The organism is Actinomadura sp. NPDC049382 (assembly GCF_040677125.1).
Lineage (GTDB): Bacteria > Actinomycetota > Actinomycetes > Streptosporangiales > Streptosporangiaceae > Spirillospora > Spirillospora geliboluensis.
Genome location: NZ_JBFARO010000065.1, coordinates 15,319 through 30,034 on the forward strand (window position 1 = coordinate 15,319; position 14,716 = coordinate 30,034).

Annotated in this window: 13 protein-coding genes; 11 read left to right on the top strand and 2 right to left on the bottom strand. The window is 72.5% G+C overall.

The genetic code is table 11. The annotated features are described in order from the left end of the window. Positions 1–29 precede the first annotated feature (29 nt). Positions 30–1,016 (top strand): helix-turn-helix domain-containing protein, encoded by a 987-nt coding sequence (locus AB0K34_RS29635; RefSeq protein WP_138641969.1) that lies wholly within the window; start codon positions 30–32, stop codon positions 1,014–1,016. A 31-nt stretch (positions 1,017–1,047) separates the two neighbouring features. Here AB0K34_RS29635 and AB0K34_RS29640 read toward each other — a convergent pair whose 3' ends face one another. Together AB0K34_RS29640 and AB0K34_RS29645 are read right to left on the bottom strand one after the other, a co-directional pair. Beyond that, positions 1,048–1,572 (bottom strand): dual specificity protein phosphatase family protein, encoded by a 525-nt coding sequence (locus tag AB0K34_RS29640; RefSeq protein ID WP_205719727.1) that lies wholly within the window; start codon positions 1,570–1,572, stop codon positions 1,048–1,050. Between the two features lie 143 nt (positions 1,573–1,715). Further along, entirely contained in the window at positions 1,716–1,985 is a 270-nt protein-coding gene (locus tag AB0K34_RS29645) for a hypothetical protein (protein WP_138641970.1), read from the bottom strand. 264 nt (positions 1,986–2,249) lie between these two features. On the opposite strand from AB0K34_RS29645, the gene AB0K34_RS29650 reads away from it, so the two are divergent. The 10 genes from AB0K34_RS29650 (at position 2,250) to AB0K34_RS29695 (ending at position 14,568) form a co-directional block, all read left to right on the top strand. Next, a complete protein-coding gene (locus AB0K34_RS29650) occupies positions 2,250–3,098 on the top strand; it encodes a serine protease (protein ID WP_301174010.1) in 849 nt (282 codons plus the stop codon). Between the two features lie 721 nt (positions 3,099–3,819). Continuing rightward, a complete protein-coding gene (locus AB0K34_RS29655) occupies positions 3,820–5,205 on the top strand; it encodes an iron-containing redox enzyme family protein (protein ID WP_364552208.1) in 1,386 nt (461 codons plus the stop codon). A gap of 112 nt (positions 5,206–5,317) precedes the next feature. Next, entirely contained in the window at positions 5,318–5,719 is a 402-nt protein-coding gene (locus AB0K34_RS29660) for a Rieske (2Fe-2S) protein (protein WP_301174008.1), read from the top strand. Positions 5,720–5,750: 31 nt separating this feature from the next. After that, positions 5,751–6,887, top strand: a complete 1,137-nt coding sequence (locus tag AB0K34_RS29665) for a 50S ribosomal protein L11 methyltransferase (protein WP_301174007.1) — start codon at positions 5,751–5,753, stop codon at positions 6,885–6,887. Further along, positions 6,884–8,296, top strand: coding sequence for an iron-containing redox enzyme family protein (locus tag AB0K34_RS29670; protein ID WP_138637482.1), 1,413 nt, complete (start codon positions 6,884–6,886; stop codon positions 8,294–8,296). The genes AB0K34_RS29665 and AB0K34_RS29670 overlap by 4 nt, the downstream gene beginning before the upstream one ends. Continuing rightward, positions 8,289–9,401: an amidinotransferase gene (locus AB0K34_RS29675; protein ID WP_138637483.1), complete on the top strand. Its 1,113-nt coding sequence runs from the start codon at positions 8,289–8,291 to the stop codon at positions 9,399–9,401. Before AB0K34_RS29670 ends, AB0K34_RS29675 begins: the two co-directional genes overlap by 8 nt. A 31-nt stretch (positions 9,402–9,432) precedes the next feature. Next, complete coding sequence (locus tag AB0K34_RS29680) at positions 9,433–10,701, top strand: ATP-grasp domain-containing protein (protein ID WP_364552211.1); 1,269 nt, start codon at positions 9,433–9,435, stop codon at positions 10,699–10,701. Next, the gene (locus AB0K34_RS29685; protein ID WP_138637485.1) at positions 10,698–11,957 is read left to right on the top strand and encodes an MFS transporter; all 1,260 of its coding nucleotides are present in this window, start codon (positions 10,698–10,700) and stop codon (positions 11,955–11,957) included. The genes AB0K34_RS29680 and AB0K34_RS29685 overlap by 4 nt, the downstream gene beginning before the upstream one ends. Positions 11,958–12,016: 59 nt before the next feature. Further along, positions 12,017–13,285 (top strand): ATP-grasp domain-containing protein, encoded by a 1,269-nt coding sequence (locus AB0K34_RS29690; protein ID WP_364552213.1) that lies wholly within the window; start codon positions 12,017–12,019, stop codon positions 13,283–13,285. Beyond that, positions 13,282–14,568, top strand: coding sequence for a hypothetical protein (locus AB0K34_RS29695; RefSeq protein WP_364552215.1), 1,287 nt, complete (start codon positions 13,282–13,284; stop codon positions 14,566–14,568). Before AB0K34_RS29690 ends, AB0K34_RS29695 begins: the two co-directional genes overlap by 4 nt. Positions 14,569–14,716 lie beyond the last annotated feature (148 nt).

Sequence of the window (14,716 nt, forward strand, 5' to 3'; positions counted from 1 at the left end):
GGAACGTCCGCCACCGCTAAGATCCGGCCATGCGCACCGCTCCCCCGGCACGCCGGCACACCGTCTCGGTGCTGGCGTTCGACGGGATGACGCCGTTCGAACTCGGCGCGGTCGTCGAGGTGTTCGGGCTGCACCGGCCCGAACTGGACGTGCCCTGGTACGACCTGCGGGTCTGCGCGTACGGCCCCGGCCCGATGCGCGTGGTCGGCGGCTTCACGATGACCGCCGAGCACGGGCTCGACGCGTTCGCGGCCGCGGACACCGTGATGGTCGTGGCCGTCCCCGACGTCCGGCGGGACCCGCCGCCCGAGGTGGTCGCGGCGCTGCGCGCGGCGCACGCGCGCGGCGCCCGCGTCGTGTCCATCTGCTCGGGCGCGTTCGCGCTCGCCGCCGCCGGCCTGCTGGACGGGCGCGAGGCCACCACCCACTGGCAGTACGCGGACCTGCTCCGCCGCCGCCACCCGCGCGTCCGCGTGACCCCGGACGTCCTCTACGTGGACGGCGACGACGTGCTCACCGGCGCGGGCAGCGCCGCCGGGCTCGACCTGTGCCTGCACCTCGTCCGCAAGGACCACGGCGCCCGCATCGCCAACATGGTCGCGCGGCGGCTGGTCGTCCCGCCGCACCGGGAGGGCGGGCAGGCGCAGTTCGTGGAGGCCGCCGTGCACCCGCCCGCGGAGGACGACCCGGTCGCGCGCGCGATGGCCTGGGCGCTGGCGCACCTCGCCGAGCCCGTCACGGTCGCGGGGATGGCGCGGGTGGCGTGCCTCGCGCCGCGCACGTTCGTCCGGCATTTCGGCAGGCGGACGGGGACGAGCCCGCTGCGGTGGGTCATCGGCCAGCGGGTCCTGGCCGCGCTGCCGCTGCTGGAGGAGGGCACGGCGCCGATCGAGGAGATCGGCGCGGCCGTCGGGTTCGAGAGCCCGGCGACGTTCCGGCACCATTTCGTCCGGGCGATGAAGACGTCGCCGTCGGCCTACCGGCGGACGTTCCGCGGTGCCGCCGCCGGCCGCTGACCGCCGCCGGCGCTGCCGGGTGCGGCCAGGTCTAGGTGAGGTCGCCGTCCTCGGTGAGGCTGCCGAGGCCGGTCAGGAGCCGCGCCACGTCCAGCCCGGTCGTCAGGTAGTCGACGAAGGTCTGGTTGCTGAGCGCCCACTTCGACCTGCGGTACCGGACGAGGAAGATGGCGTCGTCCGCCGGGTAGCCCATCTCGATGAGGGTCTGCGCGACGACGAGCCCGGACCGGTTGTAGCCGGAGTGGCACCGGACGAGCACCCGCCGGCCGCGCCGCACCGCCGCCACCGCCACCTCGGCGAGGCGCGACACCGCCTCCAGTTGCACGGCGGTCAGCGGCCTGTCCGGCAGGGCCTCGTAGTGGTGCTCCACGTCGGCGGGCGGGCCGTGGCCGTCCTTGCGGTACATGCTGATGACGACGTCGAACTCGTCCGCGACGACCGCGGGCGCGCGCTCGCCGGAGGACTCCGTGTAGAAGTGCCCGCCCATCCACAGCCCGGGGACGATCTCGTTCCACGGCTGTTCCGCGTCCGGTGCTCCGCCGCCCTTGATGCGCACTGTCCCGCCTCAGGCCGAAGTACGCGTCCTCCGGCCGAAGGTACGCGTCGCGCCCGAGAGGAGTCTAGGCGCGGCGCGGGGCGCCGTCAGCGGTTCGGGCACGCTCCCCGTATCCGTGCGCTGTCGGCGCATTTCGGGCGCCGTCAGCGCGTTCGGGCGGGGACCGGGGCCTGGTGGTCGATCTCCCGGCACAGGACGACGACCATCTCGTCGAAGGCGGCGACGCCGTAGCGGGTGCGCAGGGCGGGGTAGACGTTCTTGCGGGCCGCCTCCCGGAGCATCCAGCTGAGGTCCGTGTGCGGGACGCCGACTCCGCGGGCCAGCCGGTCGTGCGCCTCCCGGGTCACCCGGAGCAGCTCCGGGTGCGCCGCCGACTCGGACAGGATCATGCGTGTGGCGTCGCTGAGGTCCATGCCGCGCAGTCTAGGCCGCGGCGGCGCGCGGACGGGGGTGTCCGGCGGGGCTTTTCGGACGTCCGGCGGAGTGTCCGCTTTTGCAATGCCTGCCTGATTCTCCGGGTTCCCGCAGGTCGGCCGATCCGGGCCTTCCCGGGCGCGAAGGGCCTGGTTACCATCGCGCTGCGCGTCCGGCGTCGAGTGCCGTGTGCTCCCAGGTGCTCGCAGGCGCCGGCGCGGCTCCCGCCCCCGCCGCCCTCACCCCCGATAGGACCCCCCGCCATGCAAAGACGCATTCTGGGCGTGCTCGTCGCCGCCCTCCTCGGGACCGGGACGCTGACCGCCGCAGCGTCCGCCGCGTCCGCCGCCCCCCAGGCGCCGGCGCCGACCCGCGCCGCCGTCGACTTCACCGGGATCGTCGCGCTGAGCAACTGCTCGGGCTCGCTGGTGCGCACCCCGAACTCCGCCGACAGCGACCCGGCGCTCGTGCTGACCAACGGCCACTGCTACGAGGGCGGCATGCCGTCGGCCGGGCAGGTCATCACGAACCGGTCGTCCAGCCGCACGTTCACGCTGCTGAACTCCAGCGGGACGGGGTCCCTCGGCACCCTGCGCGCGTCGGCGATGCTGTACGCGACCATGACGGACACGGACGTCGCCCTGTACCGGCTCAACCGGAGCTACGCCAGCATCAGGCAGACCTACGGCACGCCCGCTCTGGAGCTGTCGCTCCAGCACCCGACCGCCGGCACCTCCCTGCGCGTGGTCTCGGGCTACTGGCGGCGCATGTACTCGTGCAGCCTCGACGGGTTCGCCTACCGGCTCCGCGAGGGGCAGTGGACGTGGAAGGACTCGGTCCGCTACACGTCCGAGTGCGACGTGATCGGCGGGACGTCGGGGTCGCCGGTCATCGACGCGGCGTCCGGTGACGTCATCGCGGTGAACAACACCATCAACGAGGACGGCGGCCGCTGCACGCTGAACAACCCGTGTGAGGTGGACCAGTCCGGCAACATCACGGTGCGCCCGAACATCGGGTACGCGCAGCAGACCTACATCCTCGCCGCCTGCATCGCCCCCGGCAGCGTGATCGACTACAACCGGCCGGGGTGCCTCGTGCCGCGCGGCTGAGCCCGGCGCCGACGTGCCGCGCGCACGCCCCTCACCCCGCATTGCCCCGCTTTTCCGCGAGCCCGCGGCCGTACGTCGGCCGCGGGCTCGCCGCGTCTCCCGGTTCCCCGTGCGGGAGCCGCGGCCCGTGGACGGCATCCGGTCATCGTGGGCCTACCGGTCGGGCGCGTCCGGGTCCGACCAGCGCGGCTCCGGTCGCGTCGTCGTGGGGCAGGGGGCGGCCGGATACGGACATCGATCCGGGGACAACCTCCGATTAGACGCTGACTCGCCCCCTTCACAGCGAGTCAAATTAAGCCGGGCTCCGTCGCCCTCGCCTCCTCGCACGTGCGGCGGGCCACCAGGAGCCGGAAAGCCCGAGGTCAGGGCGCGGACGCGGGGCCGCGCCGGCACCGGGGCGGCCGGACGGCGGGTGTCCCCAGGCCGTATTTCCGGACATGACCGATATCTTCCGCGCCGCCGCGCCCCTGGTCATCGAGTACTCAAACTTTTTTTCGATCATTGATCATCCCGGTGACCTTTGTTAACGTGCCCAGCGCGCAACGCAAACGGCACCCTCACTTAATGTGAGAATACGTTTTCACTGCGTTATCCCGCCACTCTACCGACCACTTGCCAACGCACCATCCACCGTTCCTCATGGTTTCGGACCGACACAATCGGGCCCGGATCCCTCTCCTACACCACGACATCAACGTAGTCAGGCGAACGGTCTAACTAAATGACAGTCCAGTCTCAGTCACATCCTGCCAAAGAGCTCCCCGGCGGCACGTTGGGCGAGCGGGTCCGCGCGTTCGCCGGCAGCCCGCTCTTCCAGGGCGGCCCCGAGGTGCTGCACGGTCCCAACCCCTACCGCCGGATGCTCTTCCCCGCCGCGCTGGCCGAGGCGGACTTCGAGCGCCCGCTGCGCCCCGGCGACTGGCCGGCGCACCGCTCCCTCGCCGCGCACCGGCTGCTCGGCACCTGGTACGAGGCCGAGACGGTGCTGCTCCCCGAGCAGGGCCTGGCCGTCCTGCATGACGACTTCGACCTTTTCTACGGCCGTGAGCTGCGTGAACTCCGGGAGGGCACGGTCTCGGAGCTGGAACGGTTCGCGTTCGGCTGCCTGGACGAGGCGGTGGACGTCAGCGGCGCCGCCACCCCCGAGGTGCTGGAGACCTACTTCCGGCACGTGGTGGCCGAGGCCGCGGCCGGGCCGTCGCCGGCGCTCACCGCCATCGCGAACGCCCGGGACCGGGAGAGCGCCGCGGACCTGTACCTGGTGCAACTCGCCCTCGACGGGCTCACCGAGGCGTCCGCGATGTCGCGGAACCTCGCCGGCGCCTACGGCCCCGAGCAGTCCGCCCTGTTCAAGATCTTCATCGATGAATTCGGCTACGGCGTCTACGACGCCAAGCACACCACGATCTTCGCCAAAATGCTGCGCAGCCGGTCGATGGCGACGCACGTGCACGCGTACTGGAACTTCTACCTGGCCGGCCCGCTGGCGACGAACAACTACTATTACTACCTCTCCCGTGATCATGCCAAGTTCTTCCGCTACGCGGGTGCGGTCACTTACGCCGAGGCGGTTTTCGCGCCCGCGTTCGTGGAAATGGTGAAGGTCTTCCGCGGCATATTCGGCGACGCCGTCGACCTGCATTACTGCGACGAGCACGCGCATATCGACGAGCACCACGGGCGGATCACCCGGGACCAGGTCCTGCTGGCCCTGGCCGGGCGGCACGGCCCGCGCGTCGTGCCCGAACTGATGCGCGGCATCGCCGAGGCACGGCTGATCGGCGGCTGGTTCGAGGACGACACCGCGGCGCAGATCCAGTGGGCCGACGACCTCCCCCGCCACCGCGACCTCGCGCGGGACGCCGAGGTCACCGGGACGCGCCGGGTCGCGCCGGCGCCCGGCGCCCCGTTCGGCACGCGCGGCCACGACGAGGACACGGTCCTGGAGATCGAGCGGGGCGAGGCCGACCTGATCACCACGCCGACCGGACCCCCGGAGCGGCTGGAACGCGGTGACGCCGTCCTGATCCCCGCCGGCCGGCTCTACGGCGTGAAGCCCCTCGCGGCCGACACCGCCTGGCTGCTGCACACCGCCGCTCCCGGCTGATCCCTCCGTCCGACCAGTGGCGAGGGCGGCCCCGCCGCCCCGCCATGTCCCCCTGCCCGCATGCCCGCGCACGCCCCGTCCCCCCGCGGCGGCCGACCGACACGAGGAGCCCATGGGCCGCGTCATCGTCATGGATCTGAGCCGACACAACACCCTGCTCGTCGGCCACGACCGCTACTTCGTCCTCCGGTCGGACGGCCGGCCGCTGCTGGTCCACGACTACTGCCCGCACCGCGGCGGGCCGCTGAGCCTGGCCCGCCTCACCCCGGACGGGCGGCGGCTGAGCTGCCCCTGGCACGGCACCAAGGTCGGCGTCGCCGCCGTGCGGCGCACCTGCCTGCCGATGGTGCGCAGCGGGGACGAGGCCGTCATCGTGCTCCCCGACGACGACGACGCGCCGGTCTCGGTCATCCACCGGGAGATCCTCGCGAACCTGCCGCCTGACCCGTCCGACACCGGAACCGCCCCCCGCGCCGCCGACCCCGCACAGCCCGCCCTGGACGCGGGCCGATGAACACACCTGTGACAACCGAGGAGGCACCGTCGTGACGAGGACGCACGATTCGGACCCGGCCGCGCGCGGCCCGCAGGAGCGTACCGGGCTGGAGCTCGGCGCGTTCCTCGACTGGGGCCGCGACCTGCACCACCAGGGACGCTACGAGGACGCCGTCAAGGCGTTCGAGCTGATCCTCGGCGTGGACGACGGCAACGAGGAGGCCCTCATCGGCCGGAACCGGGCGGTGCGCCGCGCCGTCCCCCGCTGGCACTGGGAGATGCTGCACGACGAGGAGCGCGCCGAACTGTACGACCGGGCCATCCGGCAGGCGGTGGCGGCCGACCCGGACGCGCTGGTGCTGGACATCGGCGCCGGGTCGGGGCTGCTGGCCATGATGGCGGCGCGGGCCGGCGCCCGCCAGGTCGTGGCGTGCGAGGGGCAGCCGTCCGTCGCCGAGACCGCGGCGCGGGTGGTCCGCGCGGCCGGGTACGACGACGCGGTCACCGTCGTCTCGAAGATGTCGACCCGGATGAGCGTCCCGGCGGACCTGCCCCGGCGCGCCGGCCTGCTCGTCACCGAGATCGTCGACTGCGGGCTGCTCGGCGAGGGCATCCTCGGCACGATCGCGCACGCCCGCGAGCACCTGCTCACCCCGGACGCGACGATCATGCCGTCGCGGGGCCGGATCGTCGCGCAGCTCGTCGAGAGCGAGGCGCTGCACCGCAAGAACCACGTGGGCAAGCTGTACGGCTTCGACCTGGCGCCGTTCAACCGGCTGTCGACGCTGGAGTACTTCGACTCGCGGCTGCACCGGCACGAGCACCGCGTCCTGTCCGAGCCGGTGACGGTGTTCGACTTCGACTTCCGCACCGCCGACGCCCGCCCGCGCCGCACCGGGCTCCGGATCCACCCGACGGCGGCGGGGACGCTGCACGCGGTCGTGTTCTGGTTCGAGATGGAGCTGCTGCCGGGGATCACGGTGGGGAACCCGCCGGGCCGCGACTCGCACTGGAAGCAGGCGATCCAGTGCCTGCCGGCCCCGCCGCGCGTCCAGCCGGGCGAGCCCGTGGTGCTGGACGCGGCGCACGACGGCGAGTGCGTGCGCTTCGAGGTCGCCGCCGGCGCGCCCGCCGGGGAGCCTGCCGATCGTCCGCTCGCCCACGCCGAGTTCGAGGTGGTGTCATGACCGCGGCCACGACGGACGCCCTCGCGGCGTACTGCGCGCAGCGCATCTTCCGGCCCGGGCCGGAGGTCTACATCGAGGGCAACCCGTACCGGCGGCCGGTCGGCCCGCCGGACGTCGCCGGCCTCGACTTCTCCGTCCCCGCGACCGAGGCCGGGTTCCTCGGCCGCGGCCAGCTCATCGCCGGGCGGCTGCTGTGCAACGCCTACGAGAGCGACATGATCCTGCTGCCCGCCGCCGGGCTGGCCTCCGCCAAGGACGACTTCGACCTGTTCTACGGCGACGAGGTGCGGCGGCTGCGCGACAGCGTCCGCCCGGACCTGGAGCGGTACGCCTTCTCCTTCCTGGACGACGCCGTGAAGGTCCCGCCCGTCCGGACGCTCGACGAGCTCCAGGAGTACTTCCTCGCCGAGGTCGGCGGAGCCGGCGCGCCCGCCGACGCGTCCGGGGTCAACCCGGCGGTGGACGCCGCCGCGCCGATGACCGGCACCATGCGCGCCATCACCGAGTGCCGGCACCCCGAGGAGGCGGCGTCGCTGCACCTGATCCAGCTCGCGCTGGACGCGCTGACCGAGGCGTCCGCGATGGCGCGGAACCTGGGCGGCTCCTACGGCGTCGAGCAGTCCGAACTCTTCAAGATCTTCAACGACGAGTTCGGGTACGGCCTCTACGGCGCGAAGCACAGCACGATCTTCAAGGAGATGCTGGCCAGCGTCGGGCTGCGCACCGACCTGCACGCCTACTGGAACTTCTACCTCACCAGCTCGCTGATCGGGGTCAACTACTTCAACTGGCTCACCGAGGACCACCGCGGGCTGTTCCGCTACATGGCCGCGGTGACGTACCTGGAGTGGCTGTTCGCGCAGGGGTTCGCCGACACCGGCCGGATGCTCCGCGCCGTCTACGGCGACCGGGTGGACGCCAAGTACTGCGACGAGCACGCCCACATCGACGTCCACCACGGGCGGATGACCTACGAGAACCTGCTGCTCGGGCTGGCCCGCACCCACGGCGAGCTAGTGATCCCCGAGCTGGTGCGCGGCATCGAGGACACCAAGCTCCTGCTGCGCCTCGGCGACGCCGACTTCCGCGCCCAGATCGCCTGGGCCGACACCCTGGACGAGCACACCGAGGCCGGCGCGGCGCTGGCGTCCGCCGCGCTGGACGACGCCGTCACCACCACACTGCGCCCGGACAGCCCGTTCTGCACCGACGTGCACGAGTCCGACCGCCTCGTCGAGATCACGAGCGGCGACGTGGACGTGTACGCGTGGGCGACCGACCGCCCCCACCGGCTCGGGGCGGGCGACGTCCTGCTGGTGCCGCGGAGCCGGCTGCACGGCCTGAAGGCCGCCTCCCCGGAGGCGCGCGTGACCGTACGGACCATCGAAAGGACCTCCCGCGATGACTGAGAGCGCCACGCCCCCCGCTAGCCCGGTCGGCTCCTACAACGAGTGGGACCCGCTCGAAGAGGTGATCGTCGGCGTCATCGACGGCGCCGCCGTCCCGCCGTGGCATCCGGCGATCGAGGCGACCGTCCCGCCCGAGGCGTGGGACTTCTACCGGCGCAACGGGGGCGGCGGGTTCCCGCCCGACCAGGTCGAGGCGGCCCGCGAGGAGCTCGACGGGTTCGTCGCCGTCCTGGAGGCCGAGGGGGTGACGGTCCGGCGGCCCGACCCGGTCGACCAGTCCCGCCCGTTCGGCACGGCCGACTGGTCGTCCACCGGCGGGTCGTCGCACACCTTCCCCCGCGACATCGCGCTCGTCGCCGGCGACCAGATCGTCGAGGCGACGATGGGCTGGCGCTCGTACTACTTCGCGACCCACCCGTTCCGGACCATCTTCAAGGACTACTTCCGGCGCGGCGCGCGCTGGGTCGCCGCCCCGAAGCCGCAGCTCACCGACGCGTCCTACAACCCCGGCTACGCGGCGGCCAAGCCGGACACCCCGTCGCCGGACGACCCGTTCCCGGACGCGACGTCCGTCATCACCGAGTTCGAGCCGATCGTGGACGCGGGCGACTTCATGCGGTTCGGCCGCGACATCCTCGTCCAGCGCAGCCACGTCACCAACCGGTTCGGCATCGAGTGGACGCGCCGGCTGCTCGGCGACGAGTTCCGGGTGCACGAGGTCGCGTTCATCGACGACCACCCGATGCACCTCAACGCGACGTTCGTCCCGCTGCGGCCGGGCCGGGTGCTGATCAACCCGGAGCGGGTGCGGGAGCTGCCGGAGATGTTCGCCGGCTGGGACACCGTGGTCTGCCCCGAGCCGGCCATCCCCGCCGACCAGACCATGTACTTCTGCAGCCGCTGGATCGCGATGAACACGCTGATGCTCGACCAGGAGCGGATCTTCGTCGAGGCGGGCGAGACCGAGCTGCTGCGGGTGCTGGAGAAGGAGGGCTTCACGCCCATCCCCGTCCCGTTCCGCACGGTCAACACCTTCGGCGGCGGCTTCCACTGCGCCACCCTCGACATCCGCCGCCGCGGCGGGCTCGAGGACTACTTCTCCTGATCCCGCCCCGACGCTCCTGAACGAGGTCCCCATGCCGCACAATCCACCGGCGGGCGACGACCGCCCGCTCCTCCTGCTGGTCGCGAGCAGCTACTGGGTCTACCGGCAGTACATCCTGGAGTCGGTGTCGGCGCGGTACCGGCTCTGGCTGCTGAACCCGACCCCCGCCACCTGGGAGGACCCCTACATCGTCGGCCACACCGTCGTCGACTGCCTCGACCTGGAGAAGCTGACGGCCGCGGCCCGCGAGGTCGCCCGCGACCACGACGTCGCCGGGGTCTTCTGCTACGACGAGGTCTACATCGAGACGTCCGCGCACCTCAGCGCCGCGCTCGGGTTCCCGGCCCTGGATCCGGGGGCGGTGGCGCGGTGCCGCGACAAGTCCGCCGCCCGCGCCGCGCTGCGGGACGCGGGGCTGCCGCAGCCCGCGTCGCGCGCCGTGTCGTCCCTGGAGCAGGCCCGCGCGTTCGCCGCCGAGGTCGGCTACCCGCTGATCGTGAAACCGCGGAACCTGGGCGGCAGCCTCGGCCTCAGCAAGGCCGAGGGGCCGGACGACCTGGACGCGGCGTTCGCGCTCGCCGACGGGACGCGGATGGGCGGCATCCGCCAGTTCGACGACTACGTGATCGTCGAGGAGTTCCTGGAGGGGCCGGAGGTCTCCGTCGAGTGCGTCCTGTTCCAGGGCGAGTGCACGCCGCTGATCGTGGCGCGCAAGGTGCTCGGCGGCAGCGGCGACCTGGCGTTCGAGGAGATCGGCCACGACGTCGACGCGAACGACCCGCTGCTGTCCGACCCCGAGTTCCGCGACACGCTGTCCCGCGCCCACGCCGCCGCCGGGTTCACCGACGGCTTCACCCACATCGAGTTCAAGCTGACCCCGGACGGTGCTCGGCACGTCATCGAGATCAACGCGCGGCTGGGCGGCGGGATGATCCCGCATCTGGGGCAGCTGACCTCCGGCGTGGACGCCCCGCTCGCGGCGGCGGACGTGGTCGCCGGGCGCGCCCCGGCCGTCGCGTTCCCCGAGCCGCGGCGCGCCGCCTCCATCAGGTTCGCCTACCCGCCCTACGACATGGAGGTCACCACGGCCACCGCGCACCGCGAGCTGATGCGCCCGCCGCTGGTGGAGCTCGCCGTCGGGGTGGAGCCGGGCACCCGGGTCCGGCGCCCCCCGCACGGGCTGGCCCGCATCGGCTACGTGATCGCGGTCGGCGCGACCCTGGAGGAGACCGCCGCCGCGATCGGCGACGCGGGCCGGTTCTTCACCTTCGAGGGGACCAGGCTGGAGCCCGCGCCGTGAGCGACGCCGAGCACCCGACCGTCCTCGCCACGCTGCGGGAGATGAACGGGACCGTCCGGATCCTGATCATCGGCACCCTGATCAGCAACCTGGCCACGTTCCTGAACGCGTTCCTGGTGCTGTTCCTCACCGACGAGGGGTTCACCGCCTGGGAGAGCGGCATCGTGCTGACCGCGCTGATGGTCGGCCGGATCTCCGGCTCCGCGGTCGGCGGCGCCGTCGCCGACCGGATCGGCTACCGCGCGGTGATCGTCGGCTCGATGGCCGGGACGGCCGTCCTCACGGCGGCCCTCGTGCACGTCCCGGAGGTGTGGACCGCGTCCGCCGTCGCGGCCGGGGCCGGGCTGACGGCCCAGGCGTACCGCCCCGCCTCGATGGCGTGGATCGTGGAGCTGACGCCGAAGAACCAGCAGGTGATGGTCTTCTCGGTGCTGCGGCTGACGTTCAACGTCGGTTCGACGGTCGGCCCGATGGGCGCCGCGCTGCTGCTGACGTACGCCTCCTACGGCGCCCTGTTCTACGTGGACGCGGCGACGTCGCTGGCCTTCGGCGTCGTCGCCTACGCGGCGCTGCGGTCCAACGCCGAACCGGAGGCCGCGGGCGGGGCGTCCGACGGCAGGCGCGCCGGGTACGGGCAGGTGCTGGCCGACCGGCGGTTCATGCTCGTCGTCGTCGGCCTGTTCTTCACGGCGGTGGCCTACATCCAGGCGTCGGCCGCGCTGCCGCTGTTCGTGACGGGCTCGGGCCACGACGAGCGGGTGTACGCGACCCTGCTGACGGTCAACGGCGCCATCGTCATCGCGTTCGAGGTGCTGCTGTCCAAGTGGCTCCAGCGGCTGCCGATCGGGCTGCCGATGACGATCGGCATGGCCGTCCTCGGCGCCGGCCACCTGCTCTACACCGGGCCGACGCCGCTCGCGCTGCTCCTGCTCGCGACCGTCGTGTGGACGTTCGGCGAGGTCATCGCGGCGCCGTCGATGATGGCCTACCCCGGTCTCGTCGCGCCGCCGGAGCTGCGCGCCCACTACATCGCCGCGGCGACGATCCCGCAGCAGGTCGGCTACGCCGTCGGCCCGATGATCGGGATCGCCGCGTGGCACGCCTGGGGCTCGGGGGTGTGGGCGCTGACGGGGACGTTCGGGCTCCTCGCCGCCGTGCTCGTCGCGGCCGGCGCGAAGCTCGGGCGCCGGCGTCCGCCGGAGGGGCCGGACGAACCGGAGCTGGCGACCGCCGGCACGGCGGAGGGCGGTGACTGACGGACGTCCAGCGGCCGACCGCACAACTCAACGGATCAACCAGAGACAAGGTGAACATCATGGACAGACCAGTCGTGGCGGTAGTGCGGCCCTTCACCTCGGCGGCGATGGTCGCTCCCGCGCTGCGCGAGGCGGGGTTCAGCCCGGTGGCCGTGATGGACTACACGGGCCCTTCGCTGGCCCCGCTGCACTCCTCGCACAACCCGGGCGACTACGACGCCATCATCAACCACCACGGCGACATGGCGGAGACGGTCGCGCGGCTCGGCGCGCTGAAGCCGATCGCGGTCATCCCCGGCGTCGAGGCGGCGCTGCGGCTGGCGCAGGAGTGCTCGGACGCGCTCGCGCCCGCGTTCTCCAACGACCCCGAGCTGGTCGACGCCCGGCGCCACAAGTACCGGATGCACCAGGAGCTCGCGAAGGCGGGGCTGCCGATCCCCCGCCAGGTGTCCACGGCCGACCCGGAGGAGGTCGCCGCCTGGATCGAGCGGGAGGGGCTCGCCGGCCGGGACCTCGTCGTCAAGCCGCCGACCAGCGCCGGCACCGTCGGGGTCAGCCGCGCGCCCGGCGGGGAGGGGTGGCGCGAGCTGTTCACCGCGATGCTCGGCACCCGGGACAAACTGGACGTGCTGGCCGAGGAGGTGCTCGTCCAGGAGATGATGACGGGCACCGAGTTCGCCATCGACACCGTCAGCCACGACGGCCGCCACTCGATCACCGACATGATCAAGTACAAGCGGGTGCCGTTCGGCGAGGGCATCGCGGTGTACGACAGCGTCGAGTGGCTGCCCTACGACACCGACGTCTACGGCGAGCTGATCGACTACGGGCTCGCCGCCCTGGACGCGGTGGGCCTCCGCAACTGGGCGGCGCACACCGAGATCATGATGACCCCGGACGGGCCCCGGCTGCTGGAGGTCAACGCGCGGCTGGCCGGCGCCGGGAACCCGGCGGTGACGGAGATCGCGACGGGGGAGAGCCAGGTCACCCGGATCGTGGACGTGTGCCGCGGCCTCGGCCCGCAGATGCCGCCCGGCTACACGCTGCGGCGCAACGTGATGGCGGTCTTCCTGATGTCGCACTCGACCGGGATCGTCCGCAACGCGGAGATCTACGACCAGGCCCGCGACCTGCCGAGCTACCACTCGCCGGTGCACCTCGTCACCACCGGCGACCACGTGGACGCCAGCACCGACCTGTTCGCCAGCATGACGATGGGCTACATCATCCTCGCGCACGAGGACTCGGAGCAGATCTACGCCGACCGCGAGGCCATCCGCAAGATCGAGCGGGAGCTCGTCGTCGACCCGGTGGAGCGCGCCTCGTGAAGGTGACCCGCGCGTACCTGGACGCCTGCGAGGACGGCCCCCTCCACGACGTCGTCTCCAAGGTCGACCTGCCGCCGCAGTTCGGCGCGGCCTGGGGGAAGTACCTGGGGACCCGTCCCCTCTTCGCCCCCGAGGACCGCACGCGGCAGGCCGCCGACGACCTCGCCGGGCTGTTCCGGCTGATGGCGTCGCTGCCGGAGCGCCTGTTCGACGGCGACCGCCGCCGGTTCTGCGCGGCGATCGGCGCGGACGCGCGCCGGACCGCCCTCATGACCCAGTTCGAGGGGGAGCCGGTCCTGTACGGGCGCGCCGACCTCTACGACGACGGGTCCCGGTTCCGGCTGCTGGAGTTCAACCTCGGCAGCGAGCTGGGCGGCGTCGACATCAGCGAGGTCAACCGCGCCCTGCTCGCCCACGAGGGGTTCGCGGAGTTCGCCGGCGAGCACGGGCTCGGCACCGTCGACACCCCGGCCGCCATCGCGCGCCAGTTCGTCCGGGCGACGGGGAAGGAGGCGCCCGTCGTCGCGACGCTGGAGGCGATCGGCGGCATGGCGGCGTACGACTCCCTCCACCGCTCCTTCCAAGAGACCATGAAGCGGTACGGCATCGAACTGCTTCTGGGCGAGCTCGGCCAGGTGGAGGACAGGGGCGGACGGCTGTACCTGCACGGCCGCCAGATCGACCTCGTCCTGCGCTACTTCTCCGCCAACCAGATCGCCCGGGACCCGCGCAACGACGAGCCAGCCGAAACCGTCATGCGCGCCTACGCGGACGGCCACGTCGTCCTCTGGACCCCCATGACGGCGTCCATGTTCTCCTACAAGAGCTGCATGGCCCTGGTCTCCGATCCCGAGGCGCGCGCCGAGTTCACCGCGGACGAGAACGCCCTGGTCGACCGGATCCTGCCGTGGACGCGGACCCTCACCCCGGAGCTGGCCGACCAGGTCCGCGCCGAACGAGAGCACCTGATCCTCAAGCCGTTCGCGGGGCTGTCGGGCCAGGGCATCCACGCGGGCTGGGACGAGACCGACCGGGAATGGGCCGAGACGGTCGCCGCGTGCCTGAAGGGGGACTACATCGTCCAGCGCCGCGTCGTCCCGGTGCCGGAGCCGATGCTGAACGCGGAGACCGGCGCGGTCGAGGACTGGCTGAGCGTCTGGGGACTGTTCGTCTTCCCGGACGGCTACGGCGGCGCGTTCTGCCGGGCCGTCCCGTCCGGCGCGGGGTCCGTCGTCAACCTGGGCGCGCCCGGCGCGAGGGTGACCTCGGCCTTCCACTACTGAGGCGGCGGGCCCGCGTGCCCGGCCGATGACGCGCGGCGAGACCCGTCCGGGACGGCGCTCCTGGACGGGTCCCCGGGCCGTCCTTCCCATGTGAGGGACGTAACGACATGCCGTAGTACTACAGCCCGTAGTATGTCTGACGGGAAGT

Bases quoted from the DNA above. Each gene is read 5' to 3' on its own strand.
- AB0K34_RS29635 (WP_138641969.1), top strand. From the start codon at position 30: ATGCGCACCGCTCCCCCGGCACGCCGGCACACCGTCTCGGTGCTGGCG.
- AB0K34_RS29645 (WP_138641970.1), bottom strand. From the start codon at position 1,985: ATGGACCTCAGCGACGCCACACGCATGATCCTGTCCGAGTCGGCGGCG.
- AB0K34_RS29650 (WP_301174010.1), top strand. From the start codon at position 2,250: ATGCAAAGACGCATTCTGGGCGTGCTCGTCGCCGCCCTCCTCGGGACC.
- AB0K34_RS29655 (WP_364552208.1), top strand. From the start codon at position 3,820: ATGACAGTCCAGTCTCAGTCACATCCTGCCAAAGAGCTCCCCGGCGGC.
- AB0K34_RS29660 (WP_301174008.1), top strand. From the start codon at position 5,318: ATGGGCCGCGTCATCGTCATGGATCTGAGCCGACACAACACCCTGCTC.
- AB0K34_RS29670 (WP_138637482.1), top strand. From the start codon at position 6,884: ATGACCGCGGCCACGACGGACGCCCTCGCGGCGTACTGCGCGCAGCGC.
- AB0K34_RS29675 (WP_138637483.1), top strand. From the start codon at position 8,289: ATGACTGAGAGCGCCACGCCCCCCGCTAGCCCGGTCGGCTCCTACAAC.
- AB0K34_RS29680 (WP_364552211.1), top strand. From the start codon at position 9,433: ATGCCGCACAATCCACCGGCGGGCGACGACCGCCCGCTCCTCCTGCTG.
- AB0K34_RS29690 (WP_364552213.1), top strand. From the start codon at position 12,017: ATGGACAGACCAGTCGTGGCGGTAGTGCGGCCCTTCACCTCGGCGGCG.